The organism is Microbacterium arborescens (assembly GCF_049707515.1).
In the GTDB taxonomy this organism is placed as follows: Bacteria; Actinomycetota; Actinomycetes; order Actinomycetales; family Microbacteriaceae; genus Microbacterium; species Microbacterium arborescens_B.
The window spans coordinates 51,006-74,264 of record NZ_JBNAFI010000001.1; the positions used below are offsets into that span (position 1 = coordinate 51,006).

At 71.8% G+C, this 23,259-nt stretch carries 23 protein-coding genes and 1 riboswitch; of the genes, 16 read left to right on the forward strand and 7 right to left on the reverse strand.

What is annotated here, in order from left to right; translation table 11 throughout:
• Positions 1–8: 8 nt before the first annotated feature.
• The gene (locus ACPYN5_RS00220; RefSeq protein WP_424446969.1) at positions 9–1,418 is read right to left on the reverse strand and encodes an SPFH domain-containing protein; all 1,410 of its coding nucleotides are present in this window, start codon (positions 1,416–1,418) and stop codon (positions 9–11) included.
• 139 nt (positions 1,419–1,557) lie between these two features.
• On the opposite strand from ACPYN5_RS00220, the gene ACPYN5_RS00225 reads away from it, so the two are divergent.
• Both ACPYN5_RS00225 and ACPYN5_RS00230 read left to right on the forward strand, forming a co-directional pair.
• The gene (locus tag ACPYN5_RS00225) at positions 1,558–2,946 is read left to right on the forward strand and encodes a glycine--tRNA ligase (protein WP_424446970.1); all 1,389 of its coding nucleotides are present in this window, start codon (positions 1,558–1,560) and stop codon (positions 2,944–2,946) included.
• A 642-nt stretch (positions 2,947–3,588) separates the two neighbouring features.
• On the forward strand, positions 3,589–3,885 hold the full coding sequence (locus ACPYN5_RS00230) for a GIY-YIG nuclease family protein (RefSeq protein WP_424446971.1): 297 nt from the start codon (positions 3,589–3,591) through the stop codon (positions 3,883–3,885).
• 237 nt (positions 3,886–4,122) lie between these two features.
• Here ACPYN5_RS00230 and ACPYN5_RS00235 read toward each other — a convergent pair whose 3' ends face one another.
• Positions 4,123–4,701 (reverse strand): HhH-GPD-type base excision DNA repair protein, encoded by a 579-nt coding sequence (locus ACPYN5_RS00235; protein WP_424446972.1) that lies wholly within the window; start codon positions 4,699–4,701, stop codon positions 4,123–4,125.
• Between the two features lie 40 nt (positions 4,702–4,741).
• On the opposite strand from ACPYN5_RS00235, the gene ACPYN5_RS00240 reads away from it, so the two are divergent.
• The 6 genes from ACPYN5_RS00240 (at position 4,742) to ACPYN5_RS00265 (ending at position 8,841) form a co-directional block, all read left to right on the forward strand.
• Positions 4,742–6,190 (forward strand): protoporphyrinogen/coproporphyrinogen oxidase, encoded by a 1,449-nt coding sequence (locus tag ACPYN5_RS00240; protein ID WP_424446973.1) that lies wholly within the window; start codon positions 4,742–4,744, stop codon positions 6,188–6,190.
• 94 nt (positions 6,191–6,284) lie between these two features.
• Positions 6,285–6,644: a hypothetical protein gene (locus tag ACPYN5_RS00245; RefSeq protein ID WP_424446974.1), complete on the forward strand. Its 360-nt coding sequence runs from the start codon at positions 6,285–6,287 to the stop codon at positions 6,642–6,644.
• Position 6,645: 1 nt separating this feature from the next.
• The gene (locus tag ACPYN5_RS00250) at positions 6,646–7,056 is read left to right on the forward strand and encodes a phage holin family protein (RefSeq protein ID WP_424446975.1); all 411 of its coding nucleotides are present in this window, start codon (positions 6,646–6,648) and stop codon (positions 7,054–7,056) included.
• Entirely contained in the window at positions 7,046–7,312 is a 267-nt protein-coding gene (locus ACPYN5_RS00255) for a hypothetical protein (RefSeq protein WP_424446976.1), read from the forward strand. Before ACPYN5_RS00250 ends, ACPYN5_RS00255 begins: the two co-directional genes overlap by 11 nt.
• A 231-nt stretch (positions 7,313–7,543) precedes the next feature.
• A complete protein-coding gene (locus ACPYN5_RS00260) occupies positions 7,544–8,344 on the forward strand; it encodes a uroporphyrinogen-III synthase (RefSeq protein ID WP_424446977.1) in 801 nt (266 codons plus the stop codon).
• 71 nt (positions 8,345–8,415) lie between these two features.
• Complete coding sequence (locus ACPYN5_RS00265; protein WP_424446978.1) at positions 8,416–8,841, forward strand: hypothetical protein; 426 nt, start codon at positions 8,416–8,418, stop codon at positions 8,839–8,841.
• On the opposite strand, the gene ACPYN5_RS00270 is transcribed toward ACPYN5_RS00265, so the two are convergent.
• Together ACPYN5_RS00270 and ACPYN5_RS00275 are read right to left on the reverse strand one after the other, a co-directional pair.
• Positions 8,808–9,626, reverse strand: coding sequence for an ABC transporter permease (locus tag ACPYN5_RS00270; protein WP_424446979.1), 819 nt, complete (start codon positions 9,624–9,626; stop codon positions 8,808–8,810). The two genes, ACPYN5_RS00265 and ACPYN5_RS00270, sit on opposite strands and share 34 nt — an antisense overlap.
• Positions 9,623–10,576, reverse strand: coding sequence for an ATP-binding cassette domain-containing protein (locus tag ACPYN5_RS00275; protein ID WP_424446980.1), 954 nt, complete (start codon positions 10,574–10,576; stop codon positions 9,623–9,625). The genes ACPYN5_RS00270 and ACPYN5_RS00275 overlap by 4 nt, the downstream gene beginning before the upstream one ends.
• Before the next feature lie 132 nt (positions 10,577–10,708).
• Between ACPYN5_RS00275 and ACPYN5_RS00280 the strand changes: the two genes are divergently transcribed.
• Together ACPYN5_RS00280 and ACPYN5_RS00285 are read left to right on the forward strand one after the other, a co-directional pair.
• A complete protein-coding gene (locus ACPYN5_RS00280; RefSeq protein ID WP_424446981.1) occupies positions 10,709–11,791 on the forward strand; it encodes an enoyl-CoA hydratase/isomerase family protein in 1,083 nt (360 codons plus the stop codon).
• A 130-nt stretch (positions 11,792–11,921) separates the two neighbouring features.
• Positions 11,922–12,845 carry a DnaJ domain-containing protein gene (locus ACPYN5_RS00285; protein WP_424446982.1) on the forward strand — a complete coding sequence of 308 codons (924 nt, stop codon included), beginning with the start codon at positions 11,922–11,924 and terminating at the stop codon, positions 12,843–12,845.
• A 39-nt stretch (positions 12,846–12,884) separates the two neighbouring features.
• Here the strand turns inward: ACPYN5_RS00285 and ACPYN5_RS00290 are convergent, their stop codons facing one another.
• On the reverse strand, positions 12,885–14,291 hold the full coding sequence (locus tag ACPYN5_RS00290; RefSeq protein ID WP_424446983.1) for a D-alanyl-D-alanine carboxypeptidase family protein: 1,407 nt from the start codon (positions 14,289–14,291) through the stop codon (positions 12,885–12,887).
• 37 nt (positions 14,292–14,328) lie between these two features.
• Positions 14,329–14,438, forward strand: a riboswitch (TPP riboswitch).
• Here ACPYN5_RS00290 and ACPYN5_RS00295 point away from each other — a divergent pair.
• The 3 genes from ACPYN5_RS00295 (at position 14,431) to ACPYN5_RS00305 (ending at position 17,425) form a co-directional block, all read left to right on the forward strand.
• Positions 14,431–15,072 carry an ECF transporter S component gene (locus ACPYN5_RS00295; RefSeq protein ID WP_424446984.1) on the forward strand — a complete coding sequence of 214 codons (642 nt, stop codon included), beginning with the start codon at positions 14,431–14,433 and terminating at the stop codon, positions 15,070–15,072. It overlaps the preceding riboswitch by 8 nt.
• A 2-nt stretch (positions 15,073–15,074) precedes the next feature.
• On the forward strand, positions 15,075–16,637 hold the full coding sequence (locus tag ACPYN5_RS00300; protein WP_424446985.1) for an ABC transporter ATP-binding protein: 1,563 nt from the start codon (positions 15,075–15,077) through the stop codon (positions 16,635–16,637).
• A complete protein-coding gene (locus ACPYN5_RS00305; RefSeq protein ID WP_424446986.1) occupies positions 16,634–17,425 on the forward strand; it encodes an energy-coupling factor transporter transmembrane component T family protein in 792 nt (263 codons plus the stop codon). The genes ACPYN5_RS00300 and ACPYN5_RS00305 overlap by 4 nt, the downstream gene beginning before the upstream one ends.
• 43 nt (positions 17,426–17,468) lie before the next feature.
• On the opposite strand, the gene ACPYN5_RS00310 is transcribed toward ACPYN5_RS00305, so the two are convergent.
• The gene (locus tag ACPYN5_RS00310) at positions 17,469–18,449 is read right to left on the reverse strand and encodes a sugar-binding transcriptional regulator (RefSeq protein ID WP_424446987.1); all 981 of its coding nucleotides are present in this window, start codon (positions 18,447–18,449) and stop codon (positions 17,469–17,471) included.
• A gap of 121 nt (positions 18,450–18,570) precedes the next feature.
• Here ACPYN5_RS00310 and ACPYN5_RS00315 point away from each other — a divergent pair, with 121 nt between their 5' ends.
• The 3 genes from ACPYN5_RS00315 to glpK all read left to right on the forward strand — a co-directional run bounded on the left by ACPYN5_RS00315 (position 18,571) and on the right by glpK (position 22,709).
• Positions 18,571–20,292: a glycerol-3-phosphate dehydrogenase/oxidase gene (locus ACPYN5_RS00315; protein ID WP_424446988.1), complete on the forward strand. Its 1,722-nt coding sequence runs from the start codon at positions 18,571–18,573 to the stop codon at positions 20,290–20,292.
• 103 nt (positions 20,293–20,395) lie between these two features.
• Entirely contained in the window at positions 20,396–21,148 is a 753-nt protein-coding gene (locus ACPYN5_RS00320) for an MIP/aquaporin family protein (RefSeq protein WP_424446989.1), read from the forward strand.
• Positions 21,149–21,194: 46 nt separating this feature from the next.
• The gene (gene glpK / locus ACPYN5_RS00325) at positions 21,195–22,709 is read left to right on the forward strand and encodes a glycerol kinase GlpK (protein ID WP_424446990.1); all 1,515 of its coding nucleotides are present in this window, start codon (positions 21,195–21,197) and stop codon (positions 22,707–22,709) included.
• Between the two features lie 8 nt (positions 22,710–22,717).
• Here glpK and ACPYN5_RS00330 read toward each other — a convergent pair whose 3' ends face one another.
• A complete protein-coding gene (locus tag ACPYN5_RS00330) occupies positions 22,718–23,227 on the reverse strand; it encodes a GNAT family N-acetyltransferase (RefSeq protein WP_424446991.1) in 510 nt (169 codons plus the stop codon).
• Positions 23,228–23,259: the final 32 nt, after the last annotated feature.

Genomic DNA, 23,259 nt, shown 5'->3' on the forward strand with positions numbered 1-23,259 from the left:
CGGCGCGCTCACTCCGATGCCGGGCTGTCGCCGGCGGGCCGGGTGCGGGCGGATGCCGCGGGCGCGGCCTCGTCGTCCGCGCGCAGGCCCTGGGCGACGCCGCGGCCGGTGGCCTGACCCTGGATGATCTGGCGGAGGTCGATGCCGGTCGTGGCCTGCACGGCGTCGAAGGTCGCGCGCATGCTCGACGCGCTCTCCGAGGCGATGTGGCTGGACGCGCCGTCGCCGCCGAGGACGGTGATCGAGCCGACCTTGTCGAAGCCGCGGGCGAACTCGGTCATCAGCGGCACGAGCGCCTCGATGGCGCGCTGGGCGAGTAGCGCCTCCTGGTTCTGCGCGATGGCGGCGGCCTCGGCCTCGATCGCCTCGGCGCGGGCCTCACCGGCCAGGCGCACCGCGTCGGCCTCGGCCTGGGCGCGCAGGCGCGTGGCCTCCGCCTCCTGCGCGGCGATCTGGGCACGTGCCTCGGCGGCCTTCACCTCGGCGTACGCGTCGGCGTCGGCCTTGCGCTGGCGCTCGTAGAGTGCCGCGTCGGCGACCTTCTTGATGTCGGCGTCGAGCTGGGCCTGCCGGTTCTCGGCGGCCTGCAGCAGCACGTCCTGCTCGCGCTGCGCGCGGGCGAGGGCCTCGGCCTGCTCGGCCTCGGCGCGGGCGCGACCGACCTCGGCGGATGCGGCGGCGGAGTTCTTGTCGTACGCGGTCTGCTCGATGAGGTTCGCCTCGTCGGTGGCGAGCTGACGCGCGCGCACCTCGCGGGCGGCGTTGATGCGGGCCACGTCCGCTTCGCGGCGGACGCGCTCGACCTCGGTCGCACCGAGGGCGTCGATGTAGCCGTTCTTGTCGGTGATGCCCTGGATCTGGAAGGAGTCGAGGATGAGGCCCTGAGCGAGCAGGTCGCTCTTGATGCCCTCGGCGATCTGGTCCGACAGCTTCTGCCGGTCCTTCATCAGCTGCTCGACGGTCAGCGTCGCCACGACGCCGCGGAGCGCGCCCTCGAGCTGCTCGGTGGTGAACTGCTCGATCGCGCCGTCCTGCGAGAGGAAGCGCTCGGCCGCGCGCCGGACGAACTCCGGGTCGGATCCGATCTTCACGAGCGCCACGCCGGCGACGCTGACCGTGACGCCGTTGGATGCCTGGGCCGTGGGCTCCATCTTGATCTGGCGTGCGCGCAGCGAGATCATCTCGGCCCGCTGCGTGAGCGGGTTCACCAGGGCGCCGCCGCCGGTGATGATCGAGATGCGCGAGGAGTCTCCGGCAGCGTTCTTCTGGTTGCGACCGACGATCACGAGCGCCTGGTCGGCCTTAGCGACCTTGTACCAGGCCCGCACCATGATCAGCAGGAAGATCAGAAGGATGATGACGGCGACCACGGCGATGCCGCCGATCACGAGCGCGCCTCCGGCGAATAGAGCTTCCATGCTGACCTTTCCCGTGCGTATCGACGTGTCCTTCGACCGTATCGGGGTCGGTGTGCGCGGCGCGACTAGAATCGGGATGCCGTGCCTACGGCGTCTGCGCCGATCGGCGCATCCCGAAAACGACCATTTGGAGCCACCTGTGGCCGAGCAGTCCCGCCTCGACAAAGTCATCGCCCTCGCCCGTCATCGCGGGTTCGTCTTCCAGGCGGGGGAGATCTACGGCGGTTCGCGCTCGGCGTGGGACTACGGTCCCCTCGGCACGGAGCTCAAGGAGAACATCCGGCGCCAGTGGTGGCAGACCTTCGTCCGCGGTCGCGGCGACATGGTCGGACTCGACTCGTCGATCATCCTGCCCAAGCGCGTGTGGGAGGCGTCGGGTCACGTCGCGACCTTCACCGACCCGCTCGTCGAATGCCTGCAGTGCCACAAGCGCTTCCGCGAGGACACGCTCATCGAGGACTTCGAGGCGCGGAAGGGCCGCACGGCCGAGAACGGCCTCGCCGACGTCCCGTGCCCGAACTGCGGCACGAAGGGTCAGTACACCGAGCCGAAGTCGTTCTCGGGTCTGGTGAAGACCTACCTCGGCGTCGTCGACGACGAGTCGGGCCTGTACTTCCTGCGCCCCGAGACGGCTCAGGGCATCTTCGTGAACTTCTCGAACGTGCTCACCGCCAGCCGCAAGAAGCCGCCGTTCGGCATCGGGCAGGTCGGCAAGGCGTTCCGCAACGAGATCACGCCGGGGAACTTCATCTTCCGCACGCGCGAGTTCGAGCAGATGGAGATCGAGTTCTTCACCCCGCCCGCGGAGGCGCAGGAGTGGTTCGACCACTGGGTCGAGGCCTGCTGGAACTGGTTCATCGAGCTCGGCATCGACGCCGACAACATGCGCCGCTTCGACGTGCCCGAAGACGACCGCGCGCACTACTCCGCCGGGACGATCGACGTGGAGTACCGCTTCGGCTTCCCGGGCAAGGAGTGGGGCGAGCTCATGGGCGTCGCGAACCGCACCGACTACGACCTGGGCAGCCACAGCGAGGCATCCGGTCAGTCGCTGACCTACTTCGACCAGGCATCCGGCGAGAAGTACACGCCGTACGTCATCGAGCCGTCGTTCGGACTGACGCGCGCGATGATGGCCTTCCTCGTCGACGCCTACGACGAAGAAGAGGTGCCCAACGCCAAGGGCGGTGTCGACACCCGCACGGTGCTGCGCCTCGACCCGCGCCTGGCTCCGGTGAAGGTGGCCGTGCTGCCCCTCAGCCGCAACGAGCGCCTGTCGCCGCTGGCGCGTGAGGTCGCCGACACCCTCCGCGGCCGCGGCTGGAACATCGACTTCGACGACGCCGGCGCCATCGGGCGCCGCTACCGCCGTCAGGACGAGGTGGGCACGCCGTTCTGCGTCACCGTCGACTTCGACTCGCTCGACGACCGCGCCGTCACGGTGCGCGATCGCGACACGATGGCGCAGGAGCGCATCCCGCTCGACGCTCTCGAGGGCTATCTCGCCGAGCGCCTGCGCGGCGCCTGACAGGTCCCCTTCCGGGGGTTGAGCGAGCGGAGCGAGTCGAAACCGTGTCGGCCGGTGGGTGCGTTTCCTCTCGTCGGTGTCGCGGTTTCCGGGGGTTGAGCGAGCGGAGCGAGTCGGAACCGTGTCGGTCGGTGGGTGCGTTTCGTCTCGTTGGTGTCGCGGTTTCCGGGGGTTGAGCGGGCGGAGCGAGTCGAAACCCGGGCCGGCCGGTGGGTGCGTTTCGTCTCGTCGCTGTGCTCCTCGCTCAACGTCCGGGGGGTTTGCTCTCGCGCCTCCAGGGGTTGAGCGAGCGGAGCGAGTCGAAACCGGGCCGGCTGGTGGGTGCGTTTCGTCTCGTCGCTCCGCTCCTCGCTCCACGCCCGGGGCGGGTTTGCTCTCGCGTCCTCCGGGGGTTGAGCGAGCGGAGCGAGTCGGAATCGTGTCGGTCGGTGGGTGCGTTTCGTCTCGTCGCTGCGCTCGTCGCTCAACGTCCGGGGGGTTTGTTCTCGCGTTCTCCGGGGGTTGAGTGAGCGGAGCGAGTCGAAACCGTGTCGGCCGGTGGGTGCGTTTCGTCTCGTCGCTGCGCTCCTCGCTCAACGTCCGGGGGGTTTGGGTTGTGCAGAGTGGAACCGCGACGCTCACGCAGCTCGGTACCGTCGGCGGATGCCGCACGTGTACATGCTCCTCTGCGCCGACGACACCCTCTACGTGGGCAGCACGGTTGACCTCGAACGACGCCTCAGCGAACATCAGGCGGGCAACGGGGCGGCCTACACGCGTGCCCGTCTTCCCGTCCGGTTGTTCTGGGCAGAGGAATTCGAGCGCGTCGACGACGCCTTCGGTTGGGAGAAGCGCATCCAGGGCTGGAGCCACGCCAAGCGTGTGGCCTTCGCCGAGGGTGGCGTGGACGCCATTCGGGGATGGAGTTCTCGGGAACGACAGCGTCGCCGCGGGGAGTGAGGGCCGGGGCGCTGGGGTTTCGTCTCGCTTCGCTCGCTCAACCTCCGGGAGGGGCGTGGGCGTGGGGGTTTCGTCTCGCTTCGCTCGCTCAACCTCCGGGAGGGGGCGAGGGGGCGAGGGGGCGTGGGCGCGGGGGTGGGGGTTTCGTCTCGCTTCGCTCGCTCAACCTCCGGGAGGGGCGGGGCGTGGGCGTGGGGGTTTCGTCTCGCTTCGCTCGCTCGACCTCCGGGGGAGGGGCTAAGACTTTGCAGCGTCCTTCGCGGCGGCCTTGGCGGCGCGCTTGAACTCGCGGACCTTCGTGAGCGACTCGGGCGAGACGATGTCGGCGACCGAGCGGAACGAGCCCTCGTCGCCGTACGAGCCGGCGGCCTTCCGCCATCCCTCGCCGGTGAAGCCGTACTGCTTGCCGAGGAGCGCGAGGAAGATCTTCGCCTTCTGCTCGCCGAAGCCCGGCAGTGCCTTGAGCCGCTTGAGCACCGTCGGGCCGTCGGGATCGCCCGAGGTCCAGATGGCCGACGCGTCGCCGCCCCAGTCGTCGACGACGGTCTGGCAGAGGGTCTGCACGCGGCCGGCCATGGAACCGGGGTACCGGTGCACGGCGGGCGTCTGACGGAACACCTCGACGAACGCCTCGGGGTCGTAGCCGGCGATCGTCGCCGCATCGACCGAGCCGGCGCGCTCGCGGATCTTCAGCGGACCCGTGAACGCCGTCTCCATCGCGATCTGCTGGTCGAGCAGCATCCCGATGAGCAGCGCGAGCGGGCTCTCCGTCAGCAGCTGATCGGCGGCGGCGTCGTCGGTGATGTGCAGGCTCATGTTCTCCATGTTCTCATCGCCGACGCGGCAGGATGGGGGGATGACGGATCTCGTGACGCACGCCCACGACACCCGCGTCGTCGTGGTCGGCGGTGGCATCGCGGGCATCGTGGCAGCGCTCGAATGCGCTCGGCTGGGGATGCGGGTCACCCTCGTCGATGCCCGGCCGCACCTCGGCGGCTCGCTCGACCGCATCGCCCTCGGTGACGTCGTGGTGGATGCCGCAGCCGACGGCGTTCCCGCGGCCGCGAAGACCCTCTCGGCCCTGATCGACGAGGTCGGGCTCGCGGGCGAGCTCGAAGCGCCGCGCGACGATCGGCTGTGGCTCGCCGCGGGACCGAGGGGCGCGGCGCCGGCCCCCGTCGAGACCGTGCTCGGCATCCCGGCCAATCCCTGGGCCGAGGATGTGCGCCGTCACATCGAGACGCGCGGCGCCTGGCGGGCCTACCTCGACCGACTGCGTCCGCCTCTGACCGTCGGACGTCGACGGAGCCTCGGCGAACTGGTCGAGTCGCGCATGGGCGCCCGGGTGCGCGATCGGCTCGTCGCGCCCTACATCCTCGCCGTCCACGGTGTCGCGCCGGAGTTCGTCGACGTCGACGTCGCGGCGCCCTCGCTGAACCCGGCGCTCACCCGCACCGGGTCGCTCAGCGGTGCCGTCTCTCAGACGATGCGCAGCGGCACACCGCAGCGGTCGGCGCCGCGGGGCGGACTGCACCGACTCGTCGACGCGCTCGCCGATCGGCTGCGCGACTTCGACGTCGACATCCGCACCGACACGCCCGTGTCGGCGCTCCGCCGCGACGGCGACGCGTGGACGATCGAGACCGGCACCAGCACCGGCACCGAGACCGGCACCGGCACCGGCACCGGCACCGGCGACGACACGGCGGTCGGCCCGCTGACCGCGGATCTGCTCATCCTCGCGACCGACGAGGATGCGGCGCGCGACCTCCTCGCGCCGCACCTGGTCCTCCCCGAGAGTGCGGGACCGCGACCGGAACCCCTCGACGTCGTGATGCTCCACATCTCGGGGGTGAGCCTGCCCGACCGCGGCTCGCTCGTGATCGGGGGAGGGGCCGCCCCGGCGACGGTGAGACCGGTGTCGCAGACGTGGCCGTCGCTTCGCGATGCGCTCCCCGCCGGCGATGAGGTGCTGCGGGTGACGCTCGCTCACACCGCATCGGCCGACGCGGAGGTCATCGCCGCCGCCCGCGCGGCGGCATCCGATCTGCTCGAGGTCGAGATCGCGCCGGAGGCCGTGCGCGCGGCCGTCCGCGTCGTCTATCAGCGTGCCGCGCCCGGCTCGCTGCTCGGTCATCACGAGGCGGTCTCCGCCATCCGCCAACGAGCGCGCGAGCTCCCCGGGCTGGCGCTCGTGGGCGGCTGGCTCTCGGGCAACAGCCTCGAGCGGGTCGCCGCCGACGCCCGCACCGAGGCGGACGCGGCGCGCACGGCCGTGCTCTGGCGAGGACCGGGCACGGCATGATAGCCGGGTCCGGCAGGTTACGGGAGTGGATACCTGAGAGGGCATACGGCGATAGCCTGGGACCACGCAGCAACGTCGAACGTGAGGAGACCCCATGAGGGGCAAGATTGGCATCGCCGTCGGACTCGCCGCGGGCTACGTGCTCGGCGCCCGCGCCGGGCGTGAGCGCTACGAGCAGATCAAGGACAAGGCCCAGGAGCTCTGGCAGCTCGAGCCCGTCCAGAAGCAGGTCGGCAAGGTGACCGAGCTCGGCAAGTCGGCAGCCTTCGCCGTTCCCAGCGTCGTGTGGGACAGCGCCAAGAAGGTGGCCCAGGCCGCCGGCAAGAAGGGATCGGCGGGCGACAAGCTCGACGCGGCCGTCGCGGAGGGCGAGAAGGCCGCCGGCGACGTGCGCAAGGCAGCCGAGCGCGATGCGCGCAAGGTCGCCGACGCGAGCGCCGTGGCGGACAGCTGAGATGAGCACACCCCGCGGATTCCGCGATCGAGCCGATGAGAGCCTGTTCACCCTGATCGGTGAAATCCCCGAGCTCGTCCGCAACCTCGTCGTCGCGGAGATCGATTCGGCGAAGGCGTGGGCGAAGAAGACGGGGAAGGATGCCGGCCTCGGCGGTGTCTGGTTCATCGTCGCCCTGTTCTTCCTGTTCTGGACGATCCCCGCGATCGGCGCTTTCGCGATCATCGGCCTGTCGTCGTGGCTGCCGGCGTGGGCCTCGTCGCTCATCGTCATCGGCATCCTGCTGGTGATCGCCGCCGTCTTCGCGGTGCTCGGTCTGCTGCGCTTCAAGAAGCTGAGCTCGCGCCAGAGCCCCGCACAGTCGATCTCCACCGACGTCAAGATCGTGAAGGAAGTGGCCGATGAGTTCTGAGCTCCCCGACACCGCGGTGCCGCTGGGTATCACCGACCCGGTCGAGAAGGCACGCGCCGAGCTGAAGGCCGCGCTGGCCGCGATCGAGCACAAGGCGAACCTGCCCAAGCGCGCCGTCATCGCCACCGACCGGGCGAGCCGCGAGGCTCGCGCCTACGCGCAGCGCAACCCCGCCGGAGCTGCCGCGGCAGCCGTGGGCGTCGCGGTGGCCGTCGGTGCCGTCGTGTGGGGCATCGCCCGACTGATCGCACGCTGACACCGGCACACCCGTTCCACTTCGCCGCCGCGCGGTCCGATCTCGGTGCAACCGAGTCCGGATCGATACCTGGCGCCGAGGCCCCACGCTCGCAGCGGGGTATGCTCGGAATCGAGGCAGCGGCGATGGAGCGGGTGCTGCCGATGTTGCGCATCCGGGTCAGCGTCACCCGGAGAAGGAACGCGCGTCGGCCGCTCTTCTGGGGCGGCGGCGCCTCATGAGAGCCACCATATGCACCTTGAGCCCGGTTCAGCTGAGCCGCAGAAGCCCCTTCGGGGCTGGCGCGTGCTCGTTCCCCGCGGCGGCCCGTGGGGCGACCAGGTCGCGGCTTTCCTCCGCTCGCACGGAGCGACGCCGGTCATCGCGCCGCTGGTGAACTTCGCGCCCACGACGGACGCCGCCGAGCTCGAGGGCGCGCTGTCCGAGCTGGCCGCCGGTGCGTTCGACTGGATCACGCTGACGAGCGCGACCACGGTCGACGTCCTGTACGCGTATCGCGCGCAGATCCCCGCCAGCACGCGCGTCGCGGCGGTGGGCGAGACGACGGCGGCGGCGCTGACGGCGGTCGGCTATCGCGTCGACCTCGTCCCTGACGAAGACGACTCGGCGGCGGGCCTGGCCGAGCGGATCATCGCGATCGAGCCCGAACCGACCCGCGTCCTGGCGCTGCGGAGCGAGACCGCGAAGCCGGTGCTCACCCGCACGCTCATCGAGGCCGGCCACGATGTGCGCAGCGTCGTGGCGTACCGGACCATCGGCGTCCCCGTGACCGAACGCATCGCCGCCGACGTCGCGAGCGGCCGTATCAACGCGGTGCTCGTGACGAGCGGATCCGTGGCCGAGCAGGTCAGCGAGCAGTTCCCGGAGCTGCCGGAATCCACCTTGGTCGCAGCCATCGGCCCGCGCACCGCTCGCGACGCCCGCAAGCTGGGGCTCGCCGTCGACGTGGTCGCCGCCGAGACCACGATCTCCTCGCTCGTCGAGGCGATCGCGCGTCAGCCCGCCCCGGCCTCCGACGCCGCCGCATCCTGACGAGACCGCGCGCCGCGATCGTTGCCGCTCTGTGAGCAAATGGCGAGCGCGCGCCTGGCAGACTGAGACGCATGGTGACCCTGCTGCTCGACTCGGCGCAGCTCGAAGTCGTCCTCTCGGCGACCGAGCGGGCTGCGGCATTCCGTCGGAGGAATGTCGCGGTGGCCCGCGAGCACATCACGAAGGTGCAGCTGACCGACGACGCCTGGTCGTGGCTTCGCGGCGTGCCGAGCCCCGGCCTATCGGTGCCCGGGGTGATCGCCTCGGGCTCGTTCGAGTCGGCGGGCGGAACCGATTTCGTCCTCGTCCGGCGCCGCCGCCCCTCGGTCGTGATCGATCTCGACGGCGACGACGAGTTCCAGCGGCTGATCCTCACCACCCGGCACGGCCTCGCGCTCGTGCGCGCCCTGCGCCTCGAGGTCGAAGAGGCCGATGACCCGGTCGACGTGGTCGATCTGGTGGATCAGACGACGTCGCGCCGCCACGACACCGCGTAGCCGATGACGGCGAACGCGATCGCGTAGCCCGCGAGCACGAGTCCGCCCGCCCACCAGTCCAGCGGCTGGGCCGTGCCGCCGCCCATGACGGCGTAGATGCTATCTCCCGCCAGCGCGTCTGAGGCGGCACCGGGCAGGAACCGTACGACATCCGCGAGCCCGTCGAGGAGGCCGGCGCCCACCCGGGCGATCGGCTCGACGAACTGCGTGAAGGCGAGGATGCCGACCACGGCGGCGATCTGGTTGCGGATCAGTGTGCCGAGCGCGATGCCCACGAGCACCCACAGCACGAGCGCGAGCAGCATGCGGGCGAGGAAGGCCCCGGTCTCGGCGCGGCCGAGCTGCGGGTCGACGCCGAACACGGCCAGCATCCCGCCGCCCGCCGCGACGGTCGAGGCCACTGCGGCGACCCCGAAGACCAGACCCATGACGACGCCCGCGAGCATCTTCGCCGTCAGCGCGACGCCGCGGCGGGGCGTCGCGAGGAAGGTCGGGGTGAGGGTCTTGTGGCGATACTCACCCGTGACCAGCAGTGACCCGACGATGAGGGGGAAGACGTAGCCCATCGCCGTGGCCAGACCGTAGATGAGGCTCGGAAGCCGCTCGCCGAGCCCGGTCGGCATCGTGGCGCCGGGAAGCGACCCGCTCTCACCGGCGGCGAAGACGGCGGCCATGCCGCCGGCGGTTCCCCCGATGTACAGGACGAGGACGACGAGGAGGATCCACCACACCGACGTGGAGAACTGCTTGGTCAGCTCCGAGCGGGTCGCGTTCAGGAGGTTCATCGCGTCTCCTCGCTCTCGGCGGGACGGGCGGGGGACTCCGCGGCGGACGGGTGGACGCGGGCGCCGCTGACGAGGTCGAGGAAGACCTCCTCGAACGCCGGACCCTTCCGCTGCAGGGCGGTCAGCGGGATGCCGGCGGCTGCGGCGATGCGCCCGACGGTCGGGGCGTCGGCGCCGCGGACCGCGAGGCCGGTGCGCCGTTCGTCGCTCTCGTAGCCGGCCGCTTCGAGCGCGCTGCGCAGCGCCTCCCGGTCGTCGGCGTCGACGACGGTGGCGATCTCGTCCTGCGGGACGACGTGCTCGATGCCGCCCTGGTAGACGAGGCGTCCGCGCGTGATGATCATGAGCGAATCGACCGACTGCTGCACCTCGGCGAGCAGGTGCGATGACACCAGCACCGTGCGGCCCTCGGCGGCGAGGTCGCGAAGGAAGCGGCGGATCCAGCGGATGCCCTCGGGGTCGAGGCCGTTCGTCGGCTCGTCGAGCACGAGAACGCCGGGGTCGCCGAGGAGGGCGTAGGCGAGGCCCAGGCGCTGCCGCATCCCGAGCGAGAACCCGCCGACCTTGCGACCCGCCACGTCGCCGAGCCCGACGATGCCGAGGGCATCGTCGACGCGGGAGGCGGCGATGCCCGCCGCGTGCGCGTAGACGCGGAGGTGCGCGGCGGCCGATCGGCCGGGGTGGAAGCTCGACGACTCGAGGACGGCGCCCACCGTCTGCAGCGGATGCTTCAGATCGCGGTAGCGCTGACCGCCGATGGTGGCCGAGCCGGAGGTGGCGGAGATGAGTCCGAGGAGGATGCGCAGCGTCGTGGTCTTGCCCGCGCCGTTGGGCCCGAGGAAGCCGGTGACCGCTCCGGGTTCGACCCGTGCCGTCAGGCCGTCGACCGCCGCGACCGGGCCGAAGCGCTTCGCTACGTCGGTGAACTCCAGCACCTGTCCGTCTGCCATCGCGCCCCCTCTCGCCGGGTGATCCGGCTCCCATCCTGCCCGACACGCCGCGTTCACCGCGAACTCCGGGCTGCCGGCACGGCCCGCGGCCGGCCTCTCGGATGCCGCCGCGGGGGCGGTAGCGTGGCGAGGGTGACCGACGCCGCTGCATCCGACCCGCGCGTCCGGGCCCGTCTCGATCGCGCGCTCGGACACCTCACCCTCGATCGGCCGCAGGCGATCAACGCCCTCGACGTCGGCATGATCGAGCGCCTCGCCGAAGCGCTCGACGCGTGGGAGCACGACCCGGGCGTCGATGCCGTGCTGCTCGACGGCGCGGGCGAGCGCGGGCTGTGCGCGGGGGGCGACGTCCGCGGCCTGTACGACCAGATCGTGACCGGAGACGTCGCCGAGACGGCGCACTTCTTCCGTGCCGAGTACGCGCTGAACGCGCGCATCGCCTCGTATCCGAAGCCCATCGTCGTGTTCGCCGACGGTGTGACGATGGGCGGGGGCATCGGCCTCGCCGGCCACGCGGCCGTGCGGGTGGTGACCGAACGGTCGCGCCTGGCGATGCCCGAGGTGCGCATCGGCTTCACCCCCGACGTCGGCGGCAGCCTGCTTCTGGCCCGCGCGCCGGGACGGACGGGCGAGTACCTCGCGCTGACGGGGGAGTCGATGGACGCCGCCGACGCGATCTACGCCGGGTTCGCCGATCACCTCGTGCCCGCGGACCGGCTGGGCGATCTGCGGGAGGCGCTCGTCAGCCGAGCCGACCCGCAGACGGCGACCGAGCTCGTGCTCCTCTTCGACGAGACCGCGGGACCCTCACGCCTGGAGTCGGCCCGCCCGTGGATCGACGAGACGTTCAGCGCCGGCACGGTCGAGGAGATCCTCCGGCGTCTGCGCGGCCGCGCCGAGCCGGAGGCGCACGCCACCGCCGACCTGCTCGACACGCTGCCGCCGACGGCCCTCGCGGTCACGCTCGCCGCCGTCCGCGCGGCCCGCGAGCGGAACGATCTCCGCGCGGTGCTGGCCCAGGAGTACGGGCTGGTGCTGTGGTTCGCCACGACGCAGCCCGACCTCGTGGAGGGCATCCGCGCGCGCCTGGTCGACAAGGACGGTGCGCCGTCGTGGTCTCCGTCGTCCCGGGACGCGCTGGCGCCCGACATCGTCGAGCAGGCGTTCGCGTTCGTGCCCGAGCCGGCCCTGTGGGCAGGCGATCCTTCCCGCTGACAGCGGTTGCCCGGTTATGGAATGACTGAGTCCCGACCGCGGGCCCGGCTCGGGCGTCCCGCGACGTAATAGTCTCGGGATGCTGTGCGCCCCGGCTCCTGAGCGGGGGCGCGCGCACGAGGGAGGGTTCGTGTTCGACAGTCCGCTGTCCGCCTCGGCGTACGACGTGCTCGGGGTCGCCCCCGACGTCGACGACGAGGAGCTTCGCCGCGCCTACCGGCTGCGGCTGCGGCAGACGCACCCCGACACCGGCGGCGACGCCGTGCAGTTCGTCCAGGTGCAGCGCGCCTGGGACCTCGTCGGCACGGCCGAGACCCGGGCCGCGTACGACCGCGGGCACGGCTTCTCCGACGCGCCGTCGTTCTCGCCCGACGCCCCGACGTGGCGTCCGCCGCAGCGCGCCGCCGACACGCGCCCGCGCGCCCGGTCGTTCGGTCAGCCCGGCGGCTGGCGACGAGAGCGCTACCTCAACCTCATCCGCGAGTGGGTCGGGCGCGGGGCGCCGGTGGAAGACCCCTACGACCCCGCGCTCGTGCGCACCGCGCCGCACGAGATCCGGCGCCTGCTGGCCGACGCGCTCGCCGAGGAGGCGACGGCGCGGGTGGTAGCGGACCTCGGCATGGGGTACACCGTCTGGCACGATGTCGCCGCCGACCCCCGTGACCCCGAGGCCAAGCTCGATCACGTCGTGCTCGGACCGTCGGGGTTGTACGCCGTCCTGTCCGAGGATTTCGGCACGTCCGTCCGCACCCGTCGCGGCGACCTCATCGGTGACGGCGTCGATGCGCCGATCGCGACGCTCGTCCAGCGCGCGCGTGCGCTCAGCCGCGCCGCCCGGGTGAAGTTCAGCGGCGCGATCGTCGTCCTCCCCGACGACGATGTGGTCCAGGCGATCGAGGAGCTCGGCCGGGTGCGGGGGCTCGCGGTGGCCGTCGTCGGACGCTCGGCGCTGGCCACCGTGCTCCGCCGCGGCGTCGCGGGCGCGCGCGAGATCGGCGGCAACGAGCTGTTCGACGTGCGCACCCGCCTGCAGCAGACCGTGCGCTTCGTGTGAGCCAGCCGCACCGCCGGCGCACGGTCGCCCGGCGCGAGGTCAGTCGGCGAGGCCCCACAGCTGGAGGGGGTGACTGAGGCGCCACCAGGCATCCGGGTCGGGGATGTCGGCGGTCAGCGTCAGCGCCGTCTGCGCGGTTCCGAGCGGCCCCGTGAGGGTCAGTTGGCCGACACCGTCGCCGGCGTCGCGGGCGTCGCCCAGGTCGAAGTCGGCTGTCGTCTGCGACCCCTGGGCGTTCCACAGTGCGACGCGCACGTCCGACTCGGTGACCACGTCGGACGTCGCGCCCCACGCGGTGGTGGCGGTGCCGACGAGGGTGCCGGAGGGCAGGGCCGGAGAAGCGGCGATCTCGGCCACGGTGCGATCGAGCAGCGCCGCCGTCGCCGAGTGACGCGTCTCGTCGTCGGGCTGGTCGAGAGCTGCGGCGTACACGCGCACGTTGACGCCGTCGAAGGCCGTGTCCTTCGCGGCGACGAGGTTGTACGAGCCGAACAGGCTGCCGGTCTTGACGCCGACGACCGCGGGGTCGGCGAGCAGCGCGTTGGTGTTCTCGACGAGGCCCGCGCCCGGCAGCTCCACCGAGCGCTGCGCGACGATCCCCGCGATGACGGGGTCGGCCATCGCGGTCTCGGCCAGCGCGACGACGGATGCCGGATCTGCGGTGTTGCCGGGATCGATGCCGCTCGAGTCGACGACGGCGACGCCGCCGAGATCGTGGCTCTGCAGCCAGGCGTTCGCCGCCTCGACGTACGCGTCCTCGTCGGGCCAAAGGTCGAACACCAGGCGGTCGGCGTAATTGTTGGCCGACCCGATGAGCACCCCCTGGAGCAGCTGGTACTGCGTCAGCGTGCCCTCGACCGGGACATCGAGCGCCGACTGGTCGTCGGCGAGGTACGCGAAGTACTCGCGGCGGTCGGCGGCGGTGAAGGCGAACTCGGGGCCCTGCTCGCCGGCGGCGAGCGGCATCCGGTCGAGGATGACGAGCGCGGTGACCAGCTTGGTGATGCTCGCGATGGATTCGGGGTCGCTCGACGAGGCTGCCACCGCGGCGACCCCGTCGACGGCGGTCGCGCCGACGCCCTCGACCGGCCAGGCGGGCTGAGCCGCCGACGCTGCCGGCGCGGACACAGGGGCGGGCAGGATGTCGGGCGCGACCGCATCCAGAGGCCAGAGCAGCGTGGATGCCGTGTAGCCGCCGACGGTGAGGGCGGCCGCGCCGACCACGGACAGTGCCGCGGTCGCCACCGCGGGCGAGCGCCCGGGCCGATCGGCGAGCAGGTCGGCATGGGCCAGCGTGTAGGGACCGGTCGAGGCGGCGTCGCGGCGGCCGTCCCGGCTCGCCACCACGTCGTGGTCGACCCACGCGAGCGCGATGCGCGTCGAGCCCGGATCGGCCGCTGGATCCCGCCGCACGCGCCGCGTCGCTGCGGGGTCGGGAGGGCTCACCCGCCAAACGTACAACGGCGGCGCGACGTTATACTTCAACGACAACCACGGGAGTCCGGTGAGCCGGGCTGAGAGGAAGCGATCCACGCTTCGACCGTCGAACCTGATCCGGATCATGCCGGCGCAGGGAGGAGAGAACATGCACGCTGCTGCGCCCATCACCACCGAGTCCGCGGACCGCCGAGCGGGCGGAGGCGCCGGACGCTTCCGCTGGCGCGTCGTCGACATCGTCATCGCCAGTGTCATCGGCGTCGCCTGCGCCGCCGTGTTCCTGCTGTGGAACGTCGCCTACCAGGGTCCCTCGGCCGCGCTCACGCCGCTGCTTCCGGGCCTGCAGGGGCTGCTGGCGGGGCCGTGGCTCATCGCCGGGGTGCTCGGCGGACTCATCATCCGCAAGCCCGGCGCGGCGCTCTACACCGAACTGCTCGCGGCCGTGATCTCGGCGCTCGTGGGCAACCAGTGGGGGCCGCTCACGATCGTCTCGGGCCTCGTGCAGGGGCTCGGCGCCGAGCTGATCTTCCTGGTCTTCCTCTACGCTGCGTGGCGTCTGCCGGTCGCGATCCTCGCGGGCGCCGGAGCAGGACTGGCAGGCGGCATCAACGACCGCGTCTTCTGGTACCCGGGCGCCGACACCCTCTTCACGTCGGTCTACATCGCCTCGACCACGCTGTCGGGCGCCGTCATCGCGGGTCTCGGCGGCTGGCTCATCACGCGGGCCCTCGCACGCACCGGCGCCCTCAGCCGGTTCGCGGCGGGGCGCGAAGCCACCGCGCGCGTCTGACGGTGCGCGACTCCGGGGCGACGCGGCCGGCGACCCTCGAGGCGCGCAGCTGGGGCTGGCGCTACGCCACCCGCAACGCGTGGGCGGTGCGAGACGCCGACGTGCGCATCGAGGCCGGCGAGCGCGTCCTTCTGCTCGGCGCTTCCGGGTCGGGCAAATCGACGATGCTGCAGGGGTTCGCGGGCGTCCTCGGGGGCGCCGACGAGGGGGAGCAGGAGGGCGGCCTGCTCGTCGACGGGCAGCCGGCGGCGGGCGCCCGCGGGCGCGTGGGGCTGGTGCTGCAGGATCCCGACAGCCAGACGATCCTCGCCCGGGTCGGCGACGACGTCGCCTTCGGGTGCGAGAACCTCGGCGTGCCTCGCGACGAGACCTGGGATCGGGCGCGGGCGGCACTGGATGCCGTCGGGCTCGCCGTTCCGCTCGACCGGTCGACCGCGGCGCTCTCGGGAGGGCAGAAGCAGCGCCTCGCCCTCGCGGGTGTCGTCGCGATGCGGCCGGGCGCGGTGCTGCTCGACGAGCCCACGGCGAACCTCGACCCCGCGGGCGTCATCGAGGTCCGCGATGCCGTCTCGCGGGTGCTAGATGCCACCGGTGCCACGCTCGTCGTGATCGAGCACCGGATCGAGGCGTGGCTCCCGCTCGTCGACCGCGTCATCGTGCTCGCGGCGGGCGGCGGGGTCATCGCCGACGGCGACCCCCAGGCGGTGCTCGGCGCGCAGGCGGCTGCGCTCGCCGACGCCGGGGTGTGGGTGCCCGGCATCCGTCCGCTCGCCCCCGCGGCTCCCGCGAGACCGCCCGGGGCGGTCCTGCTGTCGGCGGAGCGACTCGTCGTCGGGCGCGCGTCCGGCTCGCCCGTGGCGGGGCCCATCGACCTCGAGGTGCGCTCGGGGGAGGCACTCGGCATCGTGGGGCCCAACGGCGCCGGCAAGTCCACCCTCGGGCTGACCCTGGCCGGGCTGCTGCCGGCGCAGGGCGGGACGGTGCGTGCGGGAGCCGACCTGGCGGCAGGTGCGGCGCTGTCCGCGCGGCCCCGGCGGCGCGGACGGGCCCGCCAGCGTGAGCGGGATCAGGATCAGGCGGACCGCGCCCTCGATCCCGCTGCGTGGACGTCGACGGCGTTGCTGACGCGCATCGGGACCGTCCTGCAGGTGCCCGAGCACCAGATCCTGCGGTCCACGGTGCGTCACGAGCTCGAGGTGGGGCCGTCGGCCCTCGGCCTCGACGCGACGGAGACGGCCGCACGGGTCGACGAGCTGCTCGAACGGCTGCGGCTCGCGCCGCTCGCGGCGGCGAACCCGTACACGCTGTCGGGCGGGGAGAAGCGCCGGCTCACGGTCGCGGCGATGCTGGCCGCCCGCCCCCGGGTCGTCGTGCTCGACGAGCCGACCTACGGTCAGGACGCACGCACGTGGGCCGAGCTCGTCGCCATCATCGCCGCCCTTCGCGACGGGGTCGACGACCGCGGACCGCTCGGGGTCGTCACGATCACGCACGACGAGGCCGTGCTCGACGCGCTCGCGGCGCGCCGGTTCGAGCTGGCCCCCGCGCCCGGAGCTCGCGCATGACCGAGGTGGCGCAGACCCCGACCGCCCGGGGTGGGGTGGCATCACTCAATCCCGTGGCGAAGCTGGTGGCGGCGCTGCTTATCGCGTTGCCCCTCGTCGTCACGATCGACCCGGTCTCGGCGGGGGTGGCGCTCGTCCTCGAGCTGCCCCTGCTGCTCGCATCGGGCGTCGGCTGGCGGCGCTTCTGGCTGCGGACCCTGCCGCTGTGGATCGCTGCTCCCGCTGCCGCCGTCACGATCTCGCTCTACGGCGAGCGGAGCGGCGCCGACCTCTTCTCCTGGGCCTTCGTGCACGTCAGCGAGGGGTCGCTGGCGCTGGGGCTCGCCGCCGCGCTCCGCGTCCTGGCGATCGGTCTACCCGCCGTCGTCCTGTTCGTCACGGTCGACCCGACCGATCTGGCGGACGGCCTCGCGCAGATCCTCCGGCTCCCCGCGCGATTCGTCATCGGGGGCCTCGCCGGGATGCGGATGCTCGGGCTGCTCGCCGAGGACTGGCGCGCGCTCGCCCTGGCGCGACGCGCCCGAGGCGTGGCCGACGCCGGCCGGCTGCGGCGGCTGCTCGGGATGGCGTTCGCGCTGCTGGTGCTCGCCATCCGGCGCGGCTCGTCGCTCGCGACGGCCATGGAGGCTCGGGCGTTCGGCGCTCCGGTCCGCCGCACGTGGGCCCGGGAATCACGCCTGGCGGCATCCGATCTCGCGCTGATCGCCGGCGGCCTCGCGATCTCGATCACGGCGCTGGCGGTGTCGGTCGCGGTGGGGGCGTTCCACCCGATCTTCGGTCCGGCCTGACGCCCGGGCCGCGTCGACGCGGGCCGGGTCGACGCGGGTCGCGTCAGGCGGCTCCGACGCTGGACTCCGCCAGACGGCGGGCGAGGGATTCCTCGACGACCAGCTCGGTGATCAGGCCGGCCGCGAGCGCACCGCGCAGCGCGTCGAGCTTGGTCAGGCTCGACACCGCGCACAATCGGCGCGGGATGCGACGGATCGACTCCAGCGACGGCCCGCTCGAGCGCGCATTGAGCTCGATGTCGGTCGCCGAGCCGTCGAGGCGGTAGAACACCGTGGCGCAGTCGCCGACGACGCCGTCGCGGAGCAGCGAGCGCAGATCCTCGCCCGTCAGGTAGCCGCCGGCGTAGACGTGCGACGGCACGTCGGCGTGGGGCGAGCCGAGCCCGAAGACGAAGACCTGCACGCGCGACTGCGCGTCGAGGACGCGCCGGATCGACCGCTCGCGCCAGAGCAGCTGCTTCGTGAGGGGATCGTCGAACAGCGCCGGCACCGGGAACTGCTGCACGTCCGTGCCGAACGCCTGTCCGAACCGCTCGAGGATCGCTCCGGAGTACGAGATGCCCGAGGTCGACTCGTTCGCGGCACCGTTCATCTGGACGATCTGCGAGTCGTGGAGCCGCTTCGTGGGCAGGTGACGCGCGATGGCGGAGACCGTCGCCCCCCACGCGATGCCGATGCTCGCGTCGGGGTCGAGCGTCGACGACAGCACGTGGGCGGCCGTCCGCGCGGTGCGCTCGAGGCGTTCGGCGTCGTTCGTGCGCGGCGGGGTGCTCACGACGTGCACCGAGATGCCGAAGCGTTCGGACAGCCGCCGGGCCACCACCGAGTTGGCCTCGTGCGGGGAGTGCACCGTGATCTCCACGAGCCCGATCTCTCGGGCGTGTGCGAGCAGTCGCGACACCGAGGAGCGCGACAGCGTCATCTCTCCGGCGATCTGGTCCATCGTGCGTTCCTGCACGTAGTACAGCTGGGCCGCTCGCAGTGCATCGCGCGTGCGGGCTTCGGCCTCGGCGTCGGCGCTCATCGTCTTCCGTCCTGCACGAACGTGCATCGACGCCACGCGAATGCACATTCGTGCACGCGCGTTGCGCATCTGTGCGGTGGACCCCAGTGTAGATCGGGACAGCCGTGGAAAAGGATGCATGATGACCGAGTCGACGCCGACCACCACCCGAGCGAACATCCGAGCCCTGCGCGAGCGCCCCCATGCCGAGGTGCTCGTGATCGGCGGGGGGATCAACGGCATCGCGACCTTCCGCGACCTGGCTCTGCAGGGAATCGACGTCGCTCTCGTCGAACGCGGCGACTACGTCAGCGGTGCATCGTCCGCCTCCAGCCACATGATCCACGGTGGCGTCCGCTACCTCGAGAACGGCGAGTTCCGCCTCGTGAAGGAGTCGGTGACCGAGCGCAACCGGCTCGTGCGCAATGCGCCGCACTTCGTGAAGCCGCTGGCCACCACCATCCCGATCCACCGCACCTTCTCCGGCATCCTCGCCGCGCCCTTCCGACTGCTCGTCACCCACGGGCGCGGCAAGCAGCGCGAGCGCGGGGCGCTCCTGATCAAGGTCGGCCTGGTCATGTACGACACGTTCTCGCGCGACGGCGGTGCCGTTCCGCGTCACCGGTTCCGCGGTCGGCGGAGCTCGCGCGCGCAGTTCCCCGATCTCGACGAGCGCTTCCGGTACACCGCGACCTACTACGACGCCTCGATGCACGACCCCGAGCGTCTGGCGCTCGACGTGCTGCGCGACGGCATCCGCGAAGAAGCGGCACGCGCGGCCAACTACGCTCCCGTGGTCGGTTCCGACGGATCGTCGGTCATCATCCGCGACGACGTCACGGGGGAGGAGTTCGCGTTCTCGGCCGACGTCATCGTGAACACCAGCGGGCCCTGGACCGACGTGACGAACACGGCGCTCGGCACGCCGACGCGGTTCATGGGCGGCACGAAGGGCTCGCACATCGTCCTCGACAACCCGGCGCTGCTCGAGGCGACCGGCGGCAACGAGATCTTCTTCGAGGCCGCGGACGGCCGCATCGTCCTCATCTACCCGCTCAAGGGGCGGGTGATGGTCGGCACGACCGACATCGACGCCGACCCCACGCGCCCGACCGTCTGCACCGACGAGGAGATCGACTACTTCTTCGATCTGATCGCCCAGGTCTTCCCCGACCTCGCCGTCGACCGCTCGCAGATCGTCTACACGTTCTCGGGGATCCGTCCCCTTCCCCGCCACGACGACCTCGCGCCCGGCTTCGTCTCGCGCGACTACCGCATCGAGAAGGAGCGCCTCGGCGACGTGCCGGTGCTCAGCCTCGTCGGCGGCAAGTGGACGACCTTCCGTGCGCTCGCCGAGCACCTCGCCACCGACGTGCTCGGGACGCTGCGGCGGCCGCGCCGGGTCGCCACGACCGACCTGGCGATCGGCGGCGGCGCCGGCTACCCGCGCAGCAAGGCGCAGCACCGGCGCTGGATCGAGACGCACCGCGGTGCGCACTCGGCGGCCCTCGCCGCGCGGATGCTCGAGCGCTACGGCACCTACGCTCAGGAGTTGCTGACCGCGCTTCCGGTGACCCAGCAGGAGCTCGCGCACGCCCCCGGCTACTCGGCCGAGGAGATCGCGTTCCTCGCCCAGCGCGAAGAGGTCGTCTCGCTGATGGACCTGCTGCTGCGTCGCACCTCCATCGCCTTCGTCGGCGGCGTCTCGATGGCGACCCTCACGGAGGTCGCCGAGGCGGCCGCGCCGGTGCTCGGCTGGGACGCGGATGCCGTGCGCGCACAGGTCGAGGAAGCCGCGCGAGCGCTCGAGGAGGATCACCGCATCGACGTGCGGACCTCGCAGCTGGCGCCGCTCGGCGTCTGACGCCTCCCGGACCCGGCGCGGCCTGACGCCGGCTCGTTCTCAGGCCACCCCTCTCGCGCGGCGATGTCGCACGCGATGATTCTGCAGAAAGGTCGACGCTGACATGCACGACATCAATCTCGGGCTCTACTTCGTGTCGGAGCTCGTCGGGACGGCGATGCTGCTCCTGCTCGGCGGCGGTGTGGTCGCCAACGTCATCCTCGCCAAGTCGAAGGGTCTCGGCGGCGGGACGCTCATGATCAACTGGGGCTGGGGTCTGGCGGTGTTCGCCGGTGTGCTCGTGTCGTCGTACTCCGGAGCGCAGCTGAACCCCGCCGTCTCGATCGGACTGCTCGTGGGCGGGAAGATCGAGTTCGCCCAGTTCCTCGTCGCGGTCGCCGCCCAGTTCGTCGGCGCGTTCCTGGGCGCGGTGCTGTGCTGGCTGGCCTACCACGACCACTTCGACGCCGAGCCCGACCCGGCCAACAAGCTCGGCGTCTTCTCGACCGGCCCCGGCATCCGCGCCCACGGCTGGAACCTCGTCACCGAGATCATCGCCACGTTCGTCCTGGTGTTCGTCATCTTCGGATTCGCCGACTACGGCGATATCGAGATCGGCACGCCGGGCTCGCTCGGGCCCCTCACCGCGGTGCCGGTCGCTCTCCTCGTGGTCGGCATCGGCGCCTCGCTCGGCGGCCCCACCGGCTACGCCATCAATCCCGCCCGCGACCTCGGCCCCCGCATCGCCCACGCGGTGCTCCCGATCAAGGGCAAGGGATCCAGCGACTGGTCGTACGCGTGGGTACCCGTTGTGGGACCCCTCATCGGCGGTACGCTCGCCGCACTCGCTGCCGGCGCCCTGCTGGGCCTCGCCTGATCCGTCCACCCCGAACCGACACGCTGACAGACAAGGACGTCACATCATGACCGACTACATCATCGCCCTCGACCAGGGCACGACCTCGAGCCGCGCGATCATCTTCGACAAGAAGGGCTCGATCATCTCCGTCGGGCAGAAGGAGCACGAGCAGATCATGCCGCGCGCCGGCTGGGTCGAGCACGATCCGATCGAGATCCGCGACAACATGCGCGAGGTCATCGGCATCGCGCTCGGGCGGGCCAACCTGACCCGTCATGACATCGCCGCGATCGGCATCACCAACCAGCGCGAGACGGCGGTCGTCTGGGACAAGAACACCGGCATCCCGGTCTACAACGCCATCGTCTGGCAGGACACCCGCACGCAGCCGATCGTCAATCGCCTCGCCGGCGACGAGGGAGTCGAGCGGTACAAGGACATCGTCGGCCTGCCGCTGGCGACGTACTTCTCGGGAACGAAGATCGTCTGGATCCTCGAGAACGTCGAGGGCGCCCGCGAGAAGGCCGAGGCCGGCGACCTCATCTTCGGCACGACCGACACGTGGGTGCTGTGGAACCTCACCGGCGGCCCCTCGGGCGGCGTCCACGCGACCGACGTCACGAACGCCTCGCGCACGCTCTTCATGGACCTCGAGACGCTCGAGTGGCGCGACGACATCCTCGCCGACTTCGGGGTGCCGCGCTCGATGATGCCCGAGATCCGCTCCTCCAGCGAGGTCTACGGCGAGGCCCGCGACACGTCGCTGCTGCGCGAGACCCCCGTCGCCGGCATCCTGGGCGACCAGCAGGCCGCGACCTTCGGTCAGGCCGCCTTCGACGCGGGCGAGAGCAAGAACACCTACGGCACCGGCAACTTCCTCATCTTCCAAACCGGCACCGAGATCGTGAAGTCCGAGAACGGTCTGCTGACGACGATCGGCTACAAGCTCGGCGACGGTCCCACCCACTACGCGCTCGAGGGCTCGATCGCCGTCACCGGGTCGCTCATCCAGTGGCTGCGCGACCAGCTCGGCATCATCAGCACCGCGCCCGAGGTCGAGCAGCTGGCGCTGTCGGTCGAGGACAACGGCGGGGTGTACTTCGTGCCGGCGTTCTCGGGCCTCTACGCGCCGTACTGGCGCCCGGATGCGCGCGGCGCGATCGTCGGCCTCACGCGCTACGCCAACCGCGGGCACCTCTCCCGAGCGGCTCTCGAGGCGACGGCGTTCCAGACGCGCGAGGTGCTGGATGCCGTCAACGCCGACTCGGGCGTCGACCTGGCCGAGCTCAAGGTCGACGGCGGCATGATCGCCAACGACACGCTCATGCAGTTCCAGGCCGACATCCTGGGCGTCCCGGTCGTGCGCCCGGTCGTCGCCGAGACCACCGCCCTCGGCGCCGCCTACGCCGCCGGTCTCGCGGTCGGGTTCTGGAACGACCTCGACGAGCTGCGGGCCAACTGGCAGGAGGACAAGCGCTGGACGCCGAACGACGACGTCGAGGAGCGCGAGCGCCAACTGCGGCTGTGGAAGAAGGCCGTGACGAAGTCGATGGACTGGGTCGACGACGACGTCCGCTGAAGCCGGGATCAGAGCGGGAGGGCGAAGCAGACCGAGCGCGGCATCGTCTCGACGTAGGGCTCGTACACCGGGATGCGGGTGAAGCCCATCGACGAGTACAGCGCCATCGACTCGGGCTGCTGGAGTCCCGTCTGCAGGATCACCCGGTCGGCGCCGTCGGCGCGGGCGGCATCGAGGGCCGCGGCCATGAGCCCGCGGGCGATGCCGAGGCCGCGGAACGCCGGCGCGACGATGAGGCGCTTGATCTCCCACTCGTCGCCGAGTCGCCGCAGGATGACGTGACCTGCCGGCGTCTCGGCGGCGGGCGTCTCATCGACGAGGGCGATCAGCGTCGCGACGATCTCATCGGGGTGCGTCGCGAGGGCGCGGACACGAGCCCGACGACGCTCGTCGGGCTCGTCGCCGTGGAAGCCGTCGTAGCGCGCGCCGAGGTCGTCGTCGAGCTGTCCGCGCAGGTCACGTGCGCGGGGATCGTCGTAGGCGGCATCGACGATGCGCCAGGTCAGGTCTCGTTCCACAGCGATCGATAGTAGGCCAGCCGCCGTCGTTC

Coding starts and splice junctions, on each gene's coding strand:
- ACPYN5_RS00220 (WP_424446969.1), bottom strand. CDS start 1,418: ATGGAAGCTCTATTCGCCGGAGGCGCGCTCGTGATCGGCGGCATCGCC.
- ACPYN5_RS00230 (WP_424446971.1), top strand. CDS start 3,589: ATGCCGCACGTGTACATGCTCCTCTGCGCCGACGACACCCTCTACGTG.
- ACPYN5_RS00235 (WP_424446972.1), bottom strand. CDS start 4,701: ATGAGCCTGCACATCACCGACGACGCCGCCGCCGATCAGCTGCTGACG.
- ACPYN5_RS00240 (WP_424446973.1), top strand. CDS start 4,742: ATGACGGATCTCGTGACGCACGCCCACGACACCCGCGTCGTCGTGGTC.
- ACPYN5_RS00245 (WP_424446974.1), top strand. CDS start 6,285: ATGAGGGGCAAGATTGGCATCGCCGTCGGACTCGCCGCGGGCTACGTG.
- ACPYN5_RS00250 (WP_424446975.1), top strand. CDS start 6,646: ATGAGCACACCCCGCGGATTCCGCGATCGAGCCGATGAGAGCCTGTTC.
- ACPYN5_RS00255 (WP_424446976.1), top strand. CDS start 7,046: ATGAGTTCTGAGCTCCCCGACACCGCGGTGCCGCTGGGTATCACCGAC.
- ACPYN5_RS00260 (WP_424446977.1), top strand. CDS start 7,544: ATGCACCTTGAGCCCGGTTCAGCTGAGCCGCAGAAGCCCCTTCGGGGC.
- ACPYN5_RS00265 (WP_424446978.1), top strand. CDS start 8,416: ATGGTGACCCTGCTGCTCGACTCGGCGCAGCTCGAAGTCGTCCTCTCG.
- ACPYN5_RS00270 (WP_424446979.1), bottom strand. CDS start 9,626: ATGAACCTCCTGAACGCGACCCGCTCGGAGCTGACCAAGCAGTTCTCC.
- ACPYN5_RS00275 (WP_424446980.1), bottom strand. CDS start 10,576: ATGGCAGACGGACAGGTGCTGGAGTTCACCGACGTAGCGAAGCGCTTC.
- ACPYN5_RS00295 (WP_424446984.1), top strand. CDS start 14,431: ATGCACGCTGCTGCGCCCATCACCACCGAGTCCGCGGACCGCCGAGCG.
- ACPYN5_RS00305 (WP_424446986.1), top strand. CDS start 16,634: ATGACCGAGGTGGCGCAGACCCCGACCGCCCGGGGTGGGGTGGCATCA.
- ACPYN5_RS00310 (WP_424446987.1), bottom strand. CDS start 18,449: ATGAGCGCCGACGCCGAGGCCGAAGCCCGCACGCGCGATGCACTGCGA.
- ACPYN5_RS00315 (WP_424446988.1), top strand. CDS start 18,571: ATGACCGAGTCGACGCCGACCACCACCCGAGCGAACATCCGAGCCCTG.
- ACPYN5_RS00320 (WP_424446989.1), top strand. CDS start 20,396: ATGCACGACATCAATCTCGGGCTCTACTTCGTGTCGGAGCTCGTCGGG.
- glpK (WP_424446990.1), top strand. CDS start 21,195: ATGACCGACTACATCATCGCCCTCGACCAGGGCACGACCTCGAGCCGC.